The sequence below is a fragment of the Lysinibacillus sp. NPDC094403 genome (assembly GCF_050278745.1).
GTDB lineage: Bacteria > Bacillota > Bacilli > Bacillales_A > Planococcaceae > Lysinibacillus.
This window is the reverse complement of sequence record NZ_JBNNTL010000016.1, coordinates 26891-44706: the sequence shown is the minus strand read 5'-3', so window position 1 is coordinate 44706 and position 17816 is coordinate 26891. Positions and strand designations below refer to the sequence as shown.

Sequence of the window (17816 nt, the reverse complement as noted above, 5' to 3'; positions counted from 1 at the left end):
AAGCAATAGCGATATAAAAATCGTAGCACCTCCTATTATAAGGGGTGCTACGTAAAATGTGTGGGTTAAGACATCATGTATTCTACCGTTGTATCGATAGCTCTATTTGTCGCTTCGGCATTTCTATCCGTCACTATGTCGGGGCTATCCATGATTTTGACGATTCTATCCATGACTTTGGTGGTTCTATCCACGATTTTGACGATCCTATCCGTCACTTCGACTCTTCTTTCCGTCGCTCTGGCTCTTCTTTCCGCCGCTTTGGCCTTCCTATCCGTCACTTTGACTCTTCCTTCCGTCGCTTTGACCGTTCTTTCCGTCGTTCTAGCCCTTCTTTCCTTCGCTTTGACCGTTCTTTCCGTCGTTCTAGCCCTTCTTTCCTTCGCTTTGACCGTTCTTTCCGTCACTTCGACTCTTCTTTCTGTCGCTCTTGCCTTGCTATCCTTCGCTTTGACCGTTCTTTCCGTCGTTCTAGCCCTTCTTTCCTTCGCTTTGACCGTTCTTTCCGTCACTCCGACTCTTCTTTCCATCGCTTCGATTTCTTTCCGTCGCTCTTGACTTGCTATCCGTCGCTTTAACCCTTCTTTCCGCCACTCCGACTCTTCCTTCCAGTTTTATAGCAGAAATGCCAAGCATTCACTTCACCTAAAATTGTATGTATACCCTAATAAAACAAAAAGGGCATGAATTCAATATTACTATTGAATCATGCCCTTAAAATATTAATACGCTAAGCCGAATAGTGCTTTAATGTGTGTAAGATAGCGAATGTTAGACGCTTCTTTCATAAGTGTTGCAGGAAGACCTTTAAGCTCTGTGTTGCTAGCACCGATAGTCGCAACAGCGTCTTTACGGCCTAAGCTTGCAAGTGTACCAGAGTTAATTGCAGAGAAAGTCTTCATCTCTTGGTTTTTGTATTGTGCGAATAGGTTGTAGCCAGCGCACTCGCCCATTTGCCATGCAACTTGAGCAGTTGGTGCGTATAGCGGACGTCCGCCATCAGCTGGTAATGCCACAGATGCATCACCAATTACGAATACATCATTGTGAGATGTAGATTGTAAGAACTCGTTAATCGTAGCTTTACCGCGGTCTGCTGCAAGACCAGACTCACCTACGATTGGAAGTGGAGCTACCCCACCTGTCCAAATAAGTGTATTGGCAACGATTGGCTCACGATCTTTAAGAGAGATAACATTACCATCAACACCTGTTACAGGAGTACCTGTAATGAATTCAACGCCACGTTTTGTTAAGCTTTCAGTAGCACGTTGGATAAGTACATCTGGAAGTACTGGTAAAATTTTCGGACCAGCTTCAACAAGTTTGATTTTAAGATCGGCAAAGTTAACACCGTGTTTTGCTGCAATTTTCGGGAAGTTGTCCACGATTTCACCAACAAGCTCAACACCTGTTAAACCGCCACCACCGATAACGATCGTCGCATCTGCTTCGTCTTTTGTTTGAGCATATGCTTTAATACGGTCTTCGATGTGTTTGTTAATTTTGTTTGCTTCGTTTACTGATTTAAGTACCATTGAGTTTTCTTCTAATCCTGGGATACCGAAGAATCCAGTTTGACTACCTAAAGATACTACTAATGTATCGTAATTTAAAGTATAACCAGTGTCTAGGTCAACTTTTTTAGTGTCTACATTGAATTTCGTTACTTTAGCAATTTGTAAATCGATATCTAAACCTTTAAAGATTTTTTTTAGTGGTAAAGCAACAGCACCTTCAGCAATAGTACCACCAGCTAAACGGTGAAGCTCAGTGATGATTTGGTGTGTTGGGAATTGGTTTACTACAGTAATTTTAGCTTCATCAGCTGATAAATACTTACGTGCAGTTAATGCAGTTAAAACGCCAGCGTAACCAGCACCTAAGATGACGATTTCTTTTGACATGATTAATTAATCCTCCGTCCTTACGTTTTGAATATATCTCGAGTCGAGTCTTATTTAGATTTACGTTCAGCGCTTACTTGTAAGAAAGCATTAACAAAACGGAAAACACCTTGAACTTGTGGGTCTTTTAACATTTTCATAAGACCGAATAAACCAATTACTTCTTGGCTTTCAGAAGCACGATCTTTCGCTTCAATTGCAGTAGCTGCAAGATTTTTTGCTGAGCCTACTACTGGGCCTGCCATTTCCGTTACCGCACCAACAGTATCATTTTTCAGTACTTCGTCAGTTGCAACAGCTTGAGCAAACTCATACGATTTTGTTAATAACGTCATCATTTCAGTTAACTTAGGTAATTGCTCAACTAAAGTTGTAAGTGATTCCTGAACCTCAGGCTTTAATAATTGATCTAGCACATCCAGTTGTTCTTGACTCACAGTTAATTGTTCAGACTGTGTTTGGTTTTTCGTTTCTGACATTTTGAACTCTCCTTTGCCATCACTATCACTATTTTAATTTTATTGCTTCCATGTAAAAAAGACCATTAAGGCACTTCTTAACAGTCGATACAGCGCGTATATCTTACAAATCACCAGTCTCAAGAGCTAGATAGCAATTCGTATAACTTGTTATTACAATGTTAACTTTATTTTGCAAAAAGTGCATCATAATTCCATCCTTATCTTGTCTTGGTGACGTTACAACCTCCATTATAAGGCTGTTTGTACATTATTTCAATGAGCTAAATCACAATTTCGACAATCTTTTCAAAATTCATTGATTTTGTTAACTATATATTGTAGTTAAGCTTGCTTTTTGTCCCCACTGTTAAAAAATACAATATTTTTGAGCTCGAATTTTTAAAATGCCTTTGTAAAACATTTGATTTTCAATAGTATTTGGTCTAATTAAGCTTCCCCTAAATCGATCTCGTATACTTATTTTATCTTCAGCATTTTTATTACATATAATAAAAGAAATCATTTCCTAACAGATCGCCAGAAAAAGTCTATAATTTCTTTCGCGGCCATACCTTCTGATTGAAATAAACTTTTCCCTTCCCCGCCCTTAACGTATCCTACTGACATTAAAGCCATAAACGCATGTGCAAAAAAAGTAGCATCTCCCTTCCGAATCGTGCCTTGCTCCATCTCTAACTGCATCGCCTGCTCTATCGTTTTATACATATTATTTTCAGATGCCTGCACTTCTTTTAATTGAGATTTCGATAAATTAATCGTCGCCTCTCTCATAAAATTTTTCATATCAATATCTACAGTGGCTGATAAATGAATTTCAATAAGCTGCTCTAACCGTTCTTTAAATACTATTGGCTGCTCTAAAATCTGTAAAATGGACAGTCTGATTCGATCCATCATTGCCAACAACGCTGATGTATATAAATCCCCTTTAGTCGGGTAATAGTAATAGATAGTAGCCTTTGTAACGTTACAAGCTTTTGCTACATCATCCATCGAAATATTTTTATAGCCTTCTTTTATAAAAAGCCTTGTTGCCGTTTCAAGGACAATATCTTTTTTTGGTTTCGCATTTTCATCATGGCGAGGTCTCCCTAGAACACGAGGTGACTGCTTCAACAAGTTCGCCCCCTTATAAAGGATTCTTTTTAGACATAGTATAGCATATAAATTTTTCGCAATTGATTAATTAACCTTCTGGTATATATAATTAAAATTACATACATGAAATGGAGGTCCTATCATGAAAAAACACCCACTTGAGCAATGGGGCTCGATGGTAGCAAGTAAAAAGGGTCGCCTATTAGCCCTTGTTTTTTGGGTTTTACTTGTGGTTGTATTGTCTTTTGCTTGGCCACAGATTAATAGTATCAAGAGTGAATCTGGTAAAAATTTACCCGAGAGCGAAATGTCTCAGCAAGCAGCGACTATTATTGCTGAACAATTTCCGAATGAAGCAGGTACACCATTATTACTCGTTTGGCATCGAGAAAGTGGGCTAACTACCGACGATTTCGTAGCCATCCAAAAGGTTTATGGAGAGCTTAAAACTAAACCTTTAGAAAACCAAACCCTTATTCCACCATATGATAAAATGCCACCTCAAGCCTTTTTAGCGTCTGCATCTGACAATGGCACAACAATTGTAACTCCTATTTTCTTTGAAAAAGGCGTGGCTACTGATTCATTAAGAGAGAGTTTAAAGGCATTAACAAAAACAATGGATAAGTACAATATCCAACTAGATAAAGACTTAGTTAGCGACAATCTTCATGTGCGTTATTCCGGACCAGTTGGTATTGCTACGGATGCTGTCAGTTTATTCTCTCAGGCTGATATGAAATTATTGATTGCAACAGTGCTCCTTGTTTTAGTATTACTAATTATTATTTATCGTTCACCATTATTAGCTATTATTCCATTAATCGTTGTTGTTCTTGCCTATGGTGTCATAAGTCCTACGCTCGGCTTCTTAGCTGATAACGGATTGATAGATAAGGATTCGCAGGCCGTCTCTATTATGACTGTATTACTCTTTGGTGCAGGTACAGATTATTGTTTATTTTTAATATCAAAGTACCGAGAGATATTATTTATAATTGAGGATAAGACTACTGCCATGAAGGTTACTATAAAGGAATCTGGCGGTGCAATTTTGATGAGTGCCTTAACGGTTGTCATTGGTCTAGCTACTCTTAGTTTGGCCCATTATGGTGCATTCCAACGCTTTGCTGTTCCTTTTAGCTTTGGCGTACTCGTGATGGGAATTGCAGCACTTGTTGTTCTTCCAGCAATTCTTGTCATAATAGGTCGCGTCGCCTTCTTCCCATTCATACCTCGAACAGAGGAAATGGCTCATAAGAAGGGTAAAAAACAGCACAAACCAACACATAAAATAAGCCATAAAATTGGGCGCTTTGTGACGCATAAACCATGGATTGTCATTGTTGTCACTTTACTGCTACTGGGTGGATTAGCAGCATTCGTACCACGTATTCAGTATACTTTCGACTTATTATCGTCATTCCCTGAGGATATGCCATCACGTGAAGGCTTTACTTTAATAGAAGAAAATTTTTCACCTGGCGAATTAGCTCCAGTTCAGCTCATCATTGATACAGAAGATATAGATATTAACTTGCAGCAGCAATTAACTGAAATCTCTTATATTGATAGTGTTGCAGATAGCCGAATTGGAAAGAAGAATAATGCTATCCAACTGTACGAGATTTCTTTAAATGCGAACCCTTATGCTAAGGAATCGTTAGCTCATATTCCAGAGCTTAGAGCAGAGGTTATAAAAATGCTTGAGGCCGAAGGTATAAAAGATGCAGATAAACATATTTGGATTGGGGGCGAAACAGCTAGTCAATATGATACACAGCAATTAACTGTACGCGATGAAACTGTTATTATGCCAACTATGATTGCTTTAATTGCTTTATTATTATTTATTTATCTACGTTCAATAACAGCAACTGTTTACTTATTAGCGACAGTTATTATTTCTTATTTCGGTGCACTTGGTGCAGGTTGGCTAATTTTACATCATGTAATGGGGGCAGATGCCATTTCAGGAGCGATTCCACTCTATGCATTTGTATTTTTAGTGGCACTCGGAGAAGATTATAATATCTTTATGATCTCGGAAATTTGGAAAAAACGTAGGACCGTAGATCATTTAACAGCTATTGAGGAAGGTGTCGTACGAACAGGAAGTGTTATTACATCTGCTGGTTTAATTTTAGCAGGAACATTTGCTGTCCTTGCTACCTTACCTATTCAAGTACTTGTTCAGTTCGGTGTCGTTACGGCAATTGGGGTGTTGCTTGATACATTCATTGTACGTCCATTGCTCGTACCTGCCATTACGACAGTTCTCGGTAAATATGCGTTTTGGCCAGGAGCATTATTTAAAAAGGATGCTTAGTTACTGCAAGGACATTAGCGTAAAAGGTTTAGAGGATTTTAAAATTCATCCACCCTTTCTCTTTGGCTAATGTCCGTGCTTTTTTGAGTGCCCTACAACGAATATTGCTATCATTTTTCGAAAAAAATATATACTTAAAACAAAATTTCTTGATTTGTTATGTGCTTCTATTCCTAAATTAACAAAAGATATGACATTCATGAACTTCAAAAATTGCAACAGCAATTTCCACTATCGAGATCTTTTTCAGATTAAGACAGAAGGTTCTGTTTCTTTGTTTCAGTAAAGAGAGCTATTTTACTTTGAACGGCCCTTGAAGCATTACTTGGAAAAAGCATTAATCTCCTATCATTAAATCCTCAATTGTTCGCTATTATTGAATGTATTGAAAACGATGAATTGCTTAGTTTTTCTCATTACATCGATATTTTACGTGAAAATAGAGAGACTAACTTTAATATATGCATTAAAAAACTCCCCTTCGATAAACAGAATTAATTCTTTCATCCGTCTATCTATAAGGGAGCATAGCAGTTCATTATTGTTTAGTTGGTTTTTTCAAATCCGTGGAAACCACTTCAGCTTTGGAACGTTTTAAGAACAGTGCAAGCACAAGTGCCACCACTGTAAGGCATGCAGCAATTAAGAATGAGTGAGTAATACCATCTAATAATGCATTTTGCATAATTTGTTCTTTCATTTGTTGCATTTGCTCTGGTGTTGGTGCAGCACCTGACTGTACCGCATTTGCCTTCGCTTCTGCAATTAAATCTTGAGCAGTTGCTTTTGTACGGTTATTCATAATCGTTACCATCACAGCACTACCAATTGCCCCTGCCACTTGCTGTACAGTATTGTTAATGGCTGTACCATGTGGGTTCATCTTTTGTGGTATTTGGTTTAAACCGTTTGTCATAATTGGCATCATGACCATTGACAAGCCGAACATACGAATCGTGTACATTGACACAATATACGTATAGCTTGAATCAATTTCTAATTCTGCTAACCCGAATGTTGCTAGTGTTGTAATGGATAAACCAATCATCGCTAACACTCGCGGTCCAAATTTATCAAAAAGTTTCCCTGTAATCGGCGACATAATCCCCATTAAAAGTGCTCCAGGAAGCATCATTAAACCCGCTTTAAATGGATCAATTCCACGAATCGATTGTACATAAGCAGGAGTTAAAATCATACCAGAGAACATAGCCATTGAGACGATAACCGAGATAGCTGATCCCAACGCAAACATTGGGTATTTATAAATACGTAATTCTAACAAAGGCTGATCCATACGTAATTGTTTTAATATGAAGATCATTAAGGCGATAAAACCAACTGAAATCGTGCCATATACCCAAGGACTTGACCAGCCCTTATCCCCCGCTGCACTAAATCCATACAGTATACCACCGAATGCTATTGTTGATAATAATACGGATGGGAAATCTAAATGAACTTCACGTGTTTCCATCACGTTTTCTAATTTCCAAACAGCAAACAATAAACTAATAACAGCAAACGGAATAATCATTTGGAATAGCATTCGCCAATCATGGTGCTCAACAATATATCCTGATAATGTAGGACCTATTGCTGGTGCCATAATCATGACTAAACCAAATATCCCCATCGCTGCCCCACGTTTTTCTCTTGGGAAGCTAGTTAACATGACATTCATTAAAAGTGGTGACATTGTTGATGCACCCGCCGCTTGCACCATACGACCCGCTAATAGCATACCGAAGTTAGGTGCAAATCCAGCCATAATTGTACCAATCGTAAAGACTGACATCGCTGCAATAAATAAATGTCTATTTTTAAAGCGTGTTACAAAGAATGCCGAAGCTGGTACCAAAATACCACTTACAAGCATATACCCTGTCGCAAGCCATTGTACCTTAGAGTACGTTGTGATACCAAAATCTTTCATGATTGTTGGTAATGCAACATTTAATAATGTGTTATTTAGAAAAGCAACAAAAGCACCCACAAATAAAATAGCAATCATGCCATAAGGGGGCTTTTTCATTGTTTGCTCACTATTCATTTATATCCCTCAATTCTTTCTTGTTTTTTTCGATAAAACTTATTTTATACTCGCAGTCTACTTTTTTCAAGAAAAAAGAATATTTCCTCCCTAAACATTGATATATAGGCGTTTTCGTATTAGAATGATAGTATAATAACTTTAAAAAGGTGAGGTTATGAACAAAAGAAAAAGACAAATAATTACTGCTGCTCGTGAGCTTTTTATCGAAAAAGGATTCGTGGAAACATCAATTAACGATATTATTAGTGCAGCAAAAATTTCAAAAGGTACATTTTATAATCATTTTGCTGCCAAAAACGAATGTTTAATCGCCATTCTAGATGAAGGGCGTGAAGAGGCAAGCAATCGTCGACATGAGCTTCTTTACGGAAAAGACCCGACTGACTTAGAAGTGTTAACACAGCAAGTTGCCGTGCTCATGTATGTCAATCGGGAGCACAATCTAATTCAAATTTTTGAATCGATTACCTCTTCTCGTGACAAAGAACTTAAAAAGATTATTTTGAACTATTACTTACAGGAGCTAGAATGGCTTGCTAATCGTTTTGTACAAGTTTTCGGTGAAGAAATTAGTACTCTGAGCTATGAATGCGCTATACAGGCTCTCGGAATGATTAACCTTTCATTACGAGCAGTTTTAATTTCGGATTTCCAATTTATTAGTCGCGAAGCAATTGTCCGTGTAGCATTGCGCAATATTAAAGCAATCATTCCTGTAATGTTAGAATCCAAAGAAGTCATTATAAACGTTGAAATGATTAACGCTATTCAAAATGTGGTGAACTATCAATCGATTAACAAAGAAATGATTGTTGAACAATTGCATGGATTTATGAAGGAATTGTCTAAGGATGAAACAGTTGAGGGCTTAGAATACACTGAATTTTTGCTAGAAGAATTACAACGTGAGAAACCAAAGCTTTTCATTATCGAATCACTACTTACTCCTTTCAGAAAAGCATTCGTCGGGACGGGACATGCTGCTGAAGCACGCGACATCGCCAATAATTTATGGCGCTACGTGAAAATTGAGCATCCATCAGAGAGATGTATATAGTAAAACACTTAAAGGAGCTATCTAGAAAGTCAAGCACTCATGTCTTGCTAGATAGCCCCTCAATTAATATGGAATTTACCTATTTATTGCTTCATTTGACGATCTTTCGGCCCTATCCAAAAGCCAATCACAATACTGGCAGCCACTACAAGAAAAGGTGCATACAAAATAATAAATTGATTCATTATAGTTCCTCCCTATACATGATGATTACGTTTACCACAAGCATAGTCACGATCAAACACAAACCATTTCATTACTAAATATAGTGAAGGTATGAGTAGAACTAGCCCTCCAATAAACGCTATCACTAAGGCAACAGCCATTGTTTCGTTTGTAAAGCTGTCATAGACTGATAGATACGGATACAGCAAATAAGGATAATGTGAAATACCATAACCGAAAAATGCAAATCCGAATTGTGCAACCATTAAAAATACTGCTATTCCATATTTTTTCTTTTTAAATAAAAGAATTAGTGTTATAAAAAATAGAACACCTGATATCGCGAAAAGCCACCACAGATTTAACATATTTTCATAATGCTCAGGCACATGTCCCTTTAACGCCACCATAACCCCTACTACACTTATTACGAGCGGTAACGACCAACCGAGTGCATATTTTCTCATTAAATTAGAAGCATGTTCATCTTGCGCTCTTTCCCCATACCAAGTTAAGAAAACAGCTGAAATATACAAAACCGCCACTATACTTAATAGCACAATAGACCAAGTTAACGGACTTGTGAAAAGTTTAGCAATTTGTAAGTGTGGCACTTCATTGACAATTTTCACAAACCCTCCCTCAGATATCGTTAATACAATAGAAAGGGATGCTGGTATGAATAAACCAGTAATTCCATACATCAATGTATAACCAATGTGTATCCCCTTCGAACTGTAAGATTCAAATGCATAATAACTACCTCTAATTGCAATTAATATTAATGAGATACTGACCGGCACTAGCAAAATTGTGCCATAATAATAAGCCGACTGAGGAAAGAAACCCACTATTCCTACAAAGAAAAATACAAGGAAGACGTTTGTAATTTCCCACACCGGAGATAAATAGCGCTTAATGACATTTGCCAATATACGGTCTTTACCAACCATGACACTATAAGCATTAAAGAAACCTGCTCCAAAGTCTATGGATGCAACAACGACATAGCCGAAAAGAAATAACCATAGTACTGAAATTCCTAAGATTTCTAAGCTCATTGTTCTTCACATCCTTCCACTTGTTTATGTTCTTCAATTTCACGTTCAATTGGGTTGTTACGGAACATACGAATAAGTGCTACGACACTCCCTATTGCTAATACAATGTAAAGGCCTGCAAATAGTATTAGCATAATATCGACTTGACCACTTGTTGTGGCTCCTTCCTCCGTTTTCATATAACCACGAAGTATCCAAGGCTGACGCCCTACTTCCGCAAACCACCAGCCTACCTCAACAGCAATAAGCGATAGTGGACCACCTGCCACCACTATTCTCTTAAAGCTTTTTGAAGAAATAAACTTCCATCCTCGCCACTTACCTAGTACATAAATAGCTGCAACGACAATTAATAAAGTCCCGATAACTACCATGATGTCAAACAAATAATGGATATAAAGCGGCGGCTGTTCATCCTTAGGAAATTGATCTAAACCTTTTACTTCTGCAAAAGGATTATTATGCGCCAATACACTCAGTGCGTACGGTACTTTAATGGCATATTTTACTTCTTCTCCATCTAATACGCCAAATAGTACAAGCGAAGCATCCTCTTTAGTTTCAAAATGCCATTCAGCAGCAGCTAATTTTTCAGGTTGATATTCAGCTAAATACTTCCCAGAAAAGTCACCTACGATCAGTGCCGCTAGCGAAAATACTAATCCAAGTTTCAATAATAGATGTAACGATTTTTTATGATACACATGCTTCGATCCTCGCAGCATACGATAAGCTGCGATAGAAGCTAATAAAAACGCTGCCGTCATATAAGATGTCACTAATACATGTGCTACCTTCGTTGGCATCGCAGGATTTAACATAGCAAGTACAGGCTGAATATTCACAAGCTCCCCATCTACAAGATCAAAGCCCTGTGGTGCGTTCATAAATGCATTCACAATCGTAATAAAAACAGCCGACATAGAAGCACCAATCGCTACTGGAACCAATAATAATAGATGTCGCTTTGGATTTTTGAATCGATCCCATGTGTATAAATAAAGCCCTAAGAAAATTGCTTCAACAAAGAACGCGAACGTTTCCATAAACAATGGCAACGCTATTACTTGACCAGCCAACTCCATAAAATTTGGCCATAGTAGTGATAGCTGCAATCCAATAGCAGTACCAGTCACAACACCAATCGCTACAGTAATTACAAACCCTCTTGCCCATCTTCTTGCGAGTAGTAAATAGTGTTCGTCATTATTTTTTAATCCAACCCATTGAGCAATCATTATCATTAAAGGTATGCCAACACCAATAGTTGCGTAAATAATATGGAATGACAATGTTAACTCTGTTAAGGCTCTACTCCACATTACAGCTGAATCATTCATTTAATTTCATCTCCTAGGTACCAAAAATTCTTCCAATTAGTGAAAGAAACATTATCCCAGCTACTAAAAAACTCATAATTATTAGCTTTTTCTCTTGTGATTTATAGGCAACAACTTTTTGTTTTTTAATCATCATCAATCAACCCCAATTTTAATCGTTGTCGCTAAAACAAAATTTTTGCTTTCATTTTTTTATTGCCCAAGTGGAGCCGCCAGACTTTACGGTAATGAAAATGCCGCTAGGCCAAAAGGTGGCGGTATATATAGTGGCATTAAGTATTTAATGATTGAACCGCGTGTTCCCAATGTACTGGACATAAAAGATCCAACGCATCCAATCAGGAAACTCGCAATTAAAAATGTTATATCCACTGTGCTTGCATCTCCTTTTATTCATGTGCTTTCAGTATAATCTCGCTGCTTTTTCAGACATATAGGGGTTTTCCACTATTAGCTTTCCTCACTGTGACAATATTGCAAATTACTTTGAATAAGAAGAACAAATATGCTAAATCGCTACATCTGGCGCGAGGAATCGAAGCGACCTCGAAGTACAAAAACATTTGTTAATGACAAAAAAAAGACCACTCATTGTTTGAGTGATCCTGTAACCGTTCTAATGTCCTTTCGGGATATTATTTTTTACATTTAAGAAAGCTCCAGCTTCTTACATATAGTTATTTGCAAGTCCATACTGGATAAGCTCAGCTTTATTACTTAAATCAAGCTTTTGCATAATATTTGATTTATGATTTTCAACCGTTTTACTACTGATATATAGCTGCTCAGCAATTTGGACATTCGTATACCCTAGAACCGTTAACCTCATTATTTCCTGCTCACGCACAGTTAAAATGCATTTATCTTCATGCCCTTTATGTTCAAACAATTTATTAATCTGTTCCTGTGGAATACCAACGTTATAATATATACGACCACTAGATACAGCATGGATAGCCTCATAGAGGACCCCACCTTGACTATTTTTCAAAATATAACCATTGGCTTCAACAGCAATCGCTTTTTGAATATAAGCAACTTCATTGTGCATTGTTAACATAATAATTTTAACGTTTGGCATTTGCTTATGAATTTCTTGAGTAGCTGTAAATCCATCTAACCCATTCGGAATGGATACATCCATCAAAATGACATCTGGTTCTAATGATATTGCCTGAGTTATCGCCTCTGCTCCATCACCTGCTTCACCTATGACGTCTACATCTTTATAATTTTCCAATAAAAGAACAAGTCCTTTACGGATTAGCACATGATCATCTACCACTAATACACGAATCATCTATAGTCATCCTTCCAATTAGGTACTTGAATACTAATTTTTGTACCTTTATTGTAAGCAGAAGTAATATTAAAAGATCCGCCTAACAAAGTTATTCGTTCCTCCATATGCTTTAAGCCAAGTCCTTCTTTCTTCACGTGCTGTAGATCAAATCCTACGCCATTATCTTCTATATAGAGTGCTAAATTTGCAGCTTTCTTTTCGAGCCGAATAACCACCTTAGAAGCCTTTGCATATTTAGCAATATTGTGTAAAGCCTCCTGTACAACACGATAAATATTGATTTCTACAGAAGGATGACAACGTTCTTCAAAATCTGTTTCTAATACTATAGAAATACTGGGATGAACCTTCTGCACTGAATCTACCAGTGTGCCTAATGTAGGTGAAATCCCTAACTGGTCAATACTTTGAGGACGGAGCTGATAGGCGTACAATTTAATATCATTCATTACTTGCCCTAGCTCATTGCGTACTTCTTCAATATACGTATTTAGCTTTTCATTATCTTTGACATAAGATTCTATCGCTTGCAATGCAACAGATATTGTATACAATGATTGGCCAACGCCATCATGTAATTCCTGTGCAAGCCTTTTGTGTTCTTCCTCTTTCGCCTCAATCAGCTGTTTAATAATAAGTTTTGAAATCCGAGCCTCTTCTTCTTTTAACTGTAGGGTTTGATCGCGCAGTACAAGAAGAAACTCTTGCTCGTTTGTTTTACTGTCTGTATACATCAGCGCTGTGCTAATTTCAACATCTATTTTACAACCATGATACGTAAGCATTTTCGATAAAAAATAGGGAACCTCATTATGTTCTATTAAATAACATGTATGTTCTGTTGGAGACTTTTGGCGATTTTCGCAAAATGAACAATAGGGTACTCGATCTCCTAATTTCCACCCCGTTAACCGCATCGCTGAAGGATTCATCATTAAAATTTCACGATTGTGATTCATAATGATGATTCCGTCTTGAATATATTGAAATATTTGCTGTAAATATTTATTTTTTAGTTGTTCTTTCTCCAACCTAAACACACTCCTGACTTAAAATGAAGGCACACTGAAAAATATATTTCTTAAATTTCTTTGCAGTTACCTTCCTTTAAGTTTACTTGTTACCAATAAACACTTTGCCCTAAATTTTTTCTTCTATCAAGCTATAACTCTTCACTCCATGCCCCGCTTTCCAAATGATGAGAACACTCATACTTTTTGGATCATCACCATAACATGTGGTTGATTTATTTCCGTTCCGACTGGGCGTTTTCCCGAAGCATCCAATGAACCCCAGCCTCTAATCCAATTAATATATGGCATACGTTTTAACAAATATCATCCCTAACTTTTGGTGATGAGCCAAAAAACTACTATTTACAGTTAAATTTCAAGACAAAAACTGTACCTTCCGCTCCTGATTGGACACTAATGGTACCATCGTGTAAATCAATTAACTGCTTAGTAATTGCCAATCCTAGACCTGTACCCGTTGTATCGTCCGTAGTATTAGTACCTCGATAATATCGCTCAAAAAGGTTATCGAGCTCCTCCTGAGGAATTCCCGGACCTTTGTCGGCAATTGTCAGCATAATTTCCTTACCTAGATTTTGCGCTTCTACGTTTACCTTTGTACCAACAGGTGTATATTTTTTAGCATTGGTTATTAGATTATCTAAAATTCGCTTTAATAAAAGCTCGTCCGCTTCGAGCATGATATCCCCATAAACTTTTACAGACACTTGCTCATCTGCAAATTGAGGCAACCATACGTTGAGTGGTAACAACACTTTTTCAAGCTGTATCGCTTTATTTTTTATTTGGTACGTATATGTTAGGTCTTGTATAAGAGCATCCATATACGTTGCCTTCTCCTGCATCGTTGTTGCAAAAACTCGCATTTCTTCCTTTGTCCACTCATAGTCTTCAGAAGCTAACATTGTTGAATAACCATAAATAGAGCTTAACGGTGTCTTTAAATCATGGGATAAGCCTGTTATCCATTCCTCACGTAATTGCTCTACTTGCTTAATTTGCCTTTCATTGGAGGAAAGGCGTTCTGATAAATTATTAATCGATTCATCAACTGGCTGAAATAATTTAAATTTCCTCTTTAACTCCCCTGTCTTCCGATGATGGATTTTTCTATCTTTTACCTTACTATAGTCAAACTGCGTTAGTCGCTCAATACGAGATATTACATAAACAAGCGGACGAACAAATTGACGGGAAACGCTAATCGATAAAAAAGTGACCCCTATTAACAAGAAGATATGTCCACCAAAGAAGATGGAAACAAATAAAACCATTGCTTTATTAAAAGGTTCCTCAAATGGCTTATATGATGGATTAGGCATACGCACAACTAATGTCGAGCCATCCTCTAAAGCCGCATTTTGCGTAAACTCTTTATGCTCAAAAATATCGTATTTCTCTTCTAGCAATTGAGGTTTATGTAGCTTTTTAAAGCGCTCACCAATGACTTCTACACGATTCCACTGCTCATTATAAATTTCAACAGAGGCCTTCTTATCCTGTAAACGCTGGAGCAATTCTGAAGGAATCTGTCCTTTTTCCTTCCAATCTTGAAATGCTTCCTCAAATAGTGGTTGAACAGGTGAAGTTGGGAGGAATAACAAATAATAGTTAGGAATTTCCCATGTGTGCATTCCTGGACGCTTCAGAGCCATTATTTCGTTATCTGTCATTCCACATAATTCACATGTATCTCCCGTGTAATCAACAATATTCATCGATTGATTGAGCAAATATAATTGTCCTACGTTTTCCTTGGCACGCTTCACTAAATAATCAGCAATCTTTATAGAATCTCCTCTTTCTACGACAGCATCGTCTTTTATTTCAGAGGAAGTCATTATATGGATATTGTCTCCAACATGACCATTGATAAAGATTGCAAAAAACACCAAACTAATAATAAAGCCGGAAATAATTAGTAAATAAAAAATGATGAAATAAGACACAAAACGAAGCGATAATTTTCCAGCCGGTTTCATCATTGAACATCTCCAACAAGCTTATAACCAATACCCCTCACAGTAATAATGCACGTTGGTTTACCTGGATTCTTTTCTATTTTTTCTCGCAGTTTTCGAATGTGTACCATCACTGTATTATCATCAAACAAACAGTCACCCCATACACGCTCATAAATTTGCTCCTTCGATAATACTTGCCCTGCATTTTCACATAAATATTTCAATAAATAAAATAATCTACCACTAATAATTTCCTTTGTATCATTAACAATTATCTCTGCTGCATCGACATCAAATGTGAAGCGACTACATATAAATAAATGACTTTCTGGCACATCCTTTTTCTTTATATATCTTGCAAGCTGTACTTTCACCCTCGCAACAAGCTCAAGTGGATTAAATGGCTTTGTAATATAATCGTCTGCACCGTTCATAAAACCACGAAGCTTATCTGCATCACTACCTTTAGCAGTTAAATAGAATATAGGTGCTTCACTTTGCTCTCGAATCATATTCGCCATATCAAGTCCACTACCATCCGGGAGCATAATATCTAATAGATAAAAGTCAAAAATCTTCGTTTCAATTTTCTTTTTTGCTTCTTGAACAGTGCCACAGAGTGTAATGTTCAAAAATCCTTCTTTTCTTAAGATAATTTCAATCATTTCTGCAATTGCACGTTCGTCCTCTAACACTAAAATTGATGCGTCTTGCATGCTATCACCTTCTTTTAAGATTACTTTAAGGTAGTCATCATTTCACCATAAGCTTTGCCAACTACACTATGTATAAGATAACCAATTAAGGAGATAAAACGCAATGACAACTAACCGTGTTACCTTCATAGATACAATGCGTGGGTTTAGCTTATTCGGCATCTTAATGGCAAATCTGTTAATTTTCCAGTTTGGCATGTACGGCAAAGATGAACTAAAAAATCTTTCCGCCCTCGATAATGGAGCTTTGTATTTTGTAAAAATCTTCATAGAAGGATCATTTATGCCAATCTTCACCATTTTATTTGGCTTCTCCCTTATTAAGCTTATAGAGTCTATTCGTAGAAAAAAGGATAAGAGTCGATGGTCCATTTTACGCCGTGCAACAGGGCTAATAGCCTTAGGATGGCTCCATTCATTTTTATGGGATGGCGATATTTTATTTTCCTACGGTTTTATGACTTTATTTTTAATCCCATTTATTAATCGAAAACCAAAAACAGTATTTATTTGGGCTGGCATTTTATTTTTATTGACAACGGCTCTATCCTTCGGTCCTACAATGGCGTCTGAAAAAGAACAAAAAGAGTTAGCAACATATATTGAGAAGGCTGACAATGTGTATGCGAATGGAAGTTATTTAGAAATACAGGATTTCCGTACAAATGTCATACCTCCAGGAATGGACGATCCTGCTATCATACTTATTATTCTTATTTTGGCACCTATCATGTATGCACCATTATTCCTTTTTGGTATGGGTCTCGCTAAAAAGCAAGCGTTTGTAAATATGGAAAGTGAAAAGAAATGGTATTTGATAGGATCAATACTCGTTCCTGTAGGCCTTGCTTGTAAAAGTCTTAGCTTTATAGATAGCTATTTTTCCGGAATGTTGATGATGGGTGGGTCACAGCTACTTTCAATTGGCTATGTCTGCCTTGCAGCTTTAATATATAAAACTCGCCCAGTACAGCTGCTAGCTCCTGCTTTTGAGAGTGTCGGTAAACTTTCATTAACCAATTATCTAATGCAAACCATTATTTGTACAACAGTATTTTATGGATATGGTCTAGGCTTATACGGCAAGCTAGGCGTATTTGGCGGTATTATATTTGGATTAGTCTTGTACAGCTTACAATGTGTTTTCAGCCTTGCCTATTTCAAGAAATTTAAACGCGGACCATTCGAATCAGTACTGCGCGTATGGACGAATTGGTCTTGGAACGGACAGATTAAAATCAAACAGAAAGGAAGTATTTTACATGAATAGTGACTCCAAAGAGGACTTTACAGATACATGGTGG

At 37.2% G+C, this 17816-nt stretch carries 16 protein-coding genes; 5 read left to right on the top strand and 11 right to left on the bottom strand.

Annotated elements, in window-relative coordinates; all coding sequences use genetic code 11:
* Positions 1–56 precede the first annotated feature (56 nt).
* On the top strand, positions 57–578 hold the full coding sequence (locus ACQKMV_RS19080; RefSeq protein ID WP_427505844.1) for a hypothetical protein: 522 nt from the start codon (positions 57–59) through the stop codon (positions 576–578).
* Positions 579–722: 144 nt separating this feature from the next.
* On the opposite strand, the gene ACQKMV_RS19075 is transcribed toward ACQKMV_RS19080, so the two are convergent.
* The 3 genes from ACQKMV_RS19075 to ACQKMV_RS19065 all read right to left on the bottom strand — a co-directional run bounded on the left by ACQKMV_RS19075 (position 723) and on the right by ACQKMV_RS19065 (position 3505).
* Positions 723–1907, bottom strand: coding sequence for an NAD(P)/FAD-dependent oxidoreductase (locus ACQKMV_RS19075; protein WP_427426416.1), 1185 nt, complete (start codon positions 1905–1907; stop codon positions 723–725).
* 50 nt (positions 1908–1957) lie between these two features.
* Positions 1958–2386 carry a DUF1641 domain-containing protein gene (locus ACQKMV_RS19070; protein WP_427505842.1) on the bottom strand — a complete coding sequence of 143 codons (429 nt, stop codon included), beginning with the start codon at positions 2384–2386 and terminating at the stop codon, positions 1958–1960.
* Between the two features lie 501 nt (positions 2387–2887).
* On the bottom strand, positions 2888–3505 hold the full coding sequence (locus ACQKMV_RS19065) for a TetR/AcrR family transcriptional regulator (RefSeq protein WP_427505840.1): 618 nt from the start codon (positions 3503–3505) through the stop codon (positions 2888–2890).
* Between the two features lie 124 nt (positions 3506–3629).
* Here ACQKMV_RS19065 and ACQKMV_RS19060 point away from each other — a divergent pair, with 124 nt between their 5' ends.
* Entirely contained in the window at positions 3630–5816 is a 2187-nt protein-coding gene (locus ACQKMV_RS19060; protein ID WP_427505839.1) for an MMPL family transporter, read from the top strand.
* Positions 5817–6354: 538 nt separating this feature from the next.
* Here ACQKMV_RS19060 and ACQKMV_RS19055 read toward each other — a convergent pair.
* Positions 6355–7869 (bottom strand): DHA2 family efflux MFS transporter permease subunit, encoded by a 1515-nt coding sequence (locus ACQKMV_RS19055; protein WP_427505837.1) that lies wholly within the window; start codon positions 7867–7869, stop codon positions 6355–6357.
* Between the two features lie 157 nt (positions 7870–8026).
* Here ACQKMV_RS19055 and ACQKMV_RS19050 point away from each other — a divergent pair, with 157 nt between their 5' ends.
* Positions 8027–8929, top strand: a complete 903-nt coding sequence (locus ACQKMV_RS19050; RefSeq protein ID WP_427426420.1) for a TetR/AcrR family transcriptional regulator — start codon at positions 8027–8029, stop codon at positions 8927–8929.
* Between the two features lie 83 nt (positions 8930–9012).
* Here ACQKMV_RS19050 and cydS read toward each other — a convergent pair whose 3' ends face one another.
* Genes cydS through ACQKMV_RS19035 form a run of 3 tightly spaced genes read right to left on the bottom strand, consistent with a single transcriptional unit; the run spans position 9013 to position 11495 of the window.
* Positions 9013–9114, bottom strand: a complete 102-nt coding sequence (cydS, locus tag ACQKMV_RS19045) for a cytochrome bd oxidase small subunit CydS (protein ID WP_427426421.1) — start codon at positions 9112–9114, stop codon at positions 9013–9015.
* A gap of 12 nt (positions 9115–9126) precedes the next feature.
* Complete coding sequence (locus ACQKMV_RS19040; protein WP_427505836.1) at positions 9127–10155, bottom strand: cytochrome d ubiquinol oxidase subunit II; 1029 nt, start codon at positions 10153–10155, stop codon at positions 9127–9129.
* Positions 10152–11495 (bottom strand): cytochrome ubiquinol oxidase subunit I, encoded by a 1344-nt coding sequence (locus tag ACQKMV_RS19035; RefSeq protein ID WP_427426423.1) that lies wholly within the window; start codon positions 11493–11495, stop codon positions 10152–10154. Before ACQKMV_RS19035 ends, ACQKMV_RS19040 begins: the two co-directional genes overlap by 4 nt.
* A gap of 118 nt (positions 11496–11613) precedes the next feature.
* Here ACQKMV_RS19035 and ACQKMV_RS19030 point away from each other — a divergent pair, with 118 nt between their 5' ends.
* On the top strand, positions 11614–11907 hold the full coding sequence (locus ACQKMV_RS19030; RefSeq protein WP_427505834.1) for a hypothetical protein: 294 nt from the start codon (positions 11614–11616) through the stop codon (positions 11905–11907).
* A gap of 255 nt (positions 11908–12162) precedes the next feature.
* On the opposite strand, the gene ACQKMV_RS19025 is transcribed toward ACQKMV_RS19030, so the two are convergent.
* The 4 genes from ACQKMV_RS19025 to ACQKMV_RS19010 all read right to left on the bottom strand — a co-directional run bounded on the left by ACQKMV_RS19025 (position 12163) and on the right by ACQKMV_RS19010 (position 16512).
* Entirely contained in the window at positions 12163–12795 is a 633-nt protein-coding gene (locus ACQKMV_RS19025) for a response regulator (RefSeq protein ID WP_427505832.1), read from the bottom strand.
* Positions 12792–13829 (bottom strand): PAS domain-containing sensor histidine kinase, encoded by a 1038-nt coding sequence (locus ACQKMV_RS19020; protein WP_427505831.1) that lies wholly within the window; start codon positions 13827–13829, stop codon positions 12792–12794. Before ACQKMV_RS19020 ends, ACQKMV_RS19025 begins: the two co-directional genes overlap by 4 nt.
* A 341-nt stretch (positions 13830–14170) precedes the next feature.
* Positions 14171–15817 (bottom strand): sensor histidine kinase, encoded by a 1647-nt coding sequence (locus tag ACQKMV_RS19015; protein ID WP_427505829.1) that lies wholly within the window; start codon positions 15815–15817, stop codon positions 14171–14173.
* Complete coding sequence (locus tag ACQKMV_RS19010) at positions 15814–16512, bottom strand: response regulator transcription factor (protein WP_427426427.1); 699 nt, start codon at positions 16510–16512, stop codon at positions 15814–15816. The genes ACQKMV_RS19015 and ACQKMV_RS19010 overlap by 4 nt, the downstream gene beginning before the upstream one ends.
* A 103-nt stretch (positions 16513–16615) precedes the next feature.
* On the opposite strand from ACQKMV_RS19010, the gene ACQKMV_RS19005 reads away from it, so the two are divergent.
* Entirely contained in the window at positions 16616–17782 is a 1167-nt protein-coding gene (locus ACQKMV_RS19005) for a DUF418 domain-containing protein (protein ID WP_427505828.1), read from the top strand.
* The last annotated feature ends 34 nt before the right edge of the window (positions 17783–17816 follow it).

Excerpts from the sequence above, each read along its gene's own strand:
- ACQKMV_RS19055 (WP_427505837.1), bottom strand. The coding sequence starts at position 7,869 with ATGAATAGTGAGCAAACAATGAAAAAGCCCCCTTATGGCATGATTGCT.
- ACQKMV_RS19040 (WP_427505836.1), bottom strand. The coding sequence starts at position 10,155 with ATGAGCTTAGAAATCTTAGGAATTTCAGTACTATGGTTATTTCTTTTC.
- ACQKMV_RS19015 (WP_427505829.1), bottom strand. The coding sequence starts at position 15,817 with ATGATGAAACCGGCTGGAAAATTATCGCTTCGTTTTGTGTCTTATTTC.
- ACQKMV_RS19075 (WP_427426416.1), bottom strand. The coding sequence starts at position 1,907 with ATGTCAAAAGAAATCGTCATCTTAGGTGCTGGTTACGCTGGCGTTTTA.
- ACQKMV_RS19070 (WP_427505842.1), bottom strand. The coding sequence starts at position 2,386 with ATGTCAGAAACGAAAAACCAAACACAGTCTGAACAATTAACTGTGAGT.
- ACQKMV_RS19080 (WP_427505844.1), top strand. The coding sequence starts at position 57 with ATGTGTGGGTTAAGACATCATGTATTCTACCGTTGTATCGATAGCTCT.
- ACQKMV_RS19005 (WP_427505828.1), top strand. The coding sequence starts at position 16,616 with ATGACAACTAACCGTGTTACCTTCATAGATACAATGCGTGGGTTTAGC.
- ACQKMV_RS19035 (WP_427426423.1), bottom strand. The coding sequence starts at position 11,495 with ATGAATGATTCAGCTGTAATGTGGAGTAGAGCCTTAACAGAGTTAACA.
- ACQKMV_RS19050 (WP_427426420.1), top strand. The coding sequence starts at position 8,027 with ATGAACAAAAGAAAAAGACAAATAATTACTGCTGCTCGTGAGCTTTTT.
- cydS (WP_427426421.1), bottom strand. The coding sequence starts at position 9,114 with ATGAATCAATTTATTATTTTGTATGCACCTTTTCTTGTAGTGGCTGCC.
- ACQKMV_RS19025 (WP_427505832.1), bottom strand. The coding sequence starts at position 12,795 with ATGATTCGTGTATTAGTGGTAGATGATCATGTGCTAATCCGTAAAGGA.
- ACQKMV_RS19010 (WP_427426427.1), bottom strand. The coding sequence starts at position 16,512 with ATGCAAGACGCATCAATTTTAGTGTTAGAGGACGAACGTGCAATTGCA.
- ACQKMV_RS19060 (WP_427505839.1), top strand. The coding sequence starts at position 3,630 with ATGAAAAAACACCCACTTGAGCAATGGGGCTCGATGGTAGCAAGTAAA.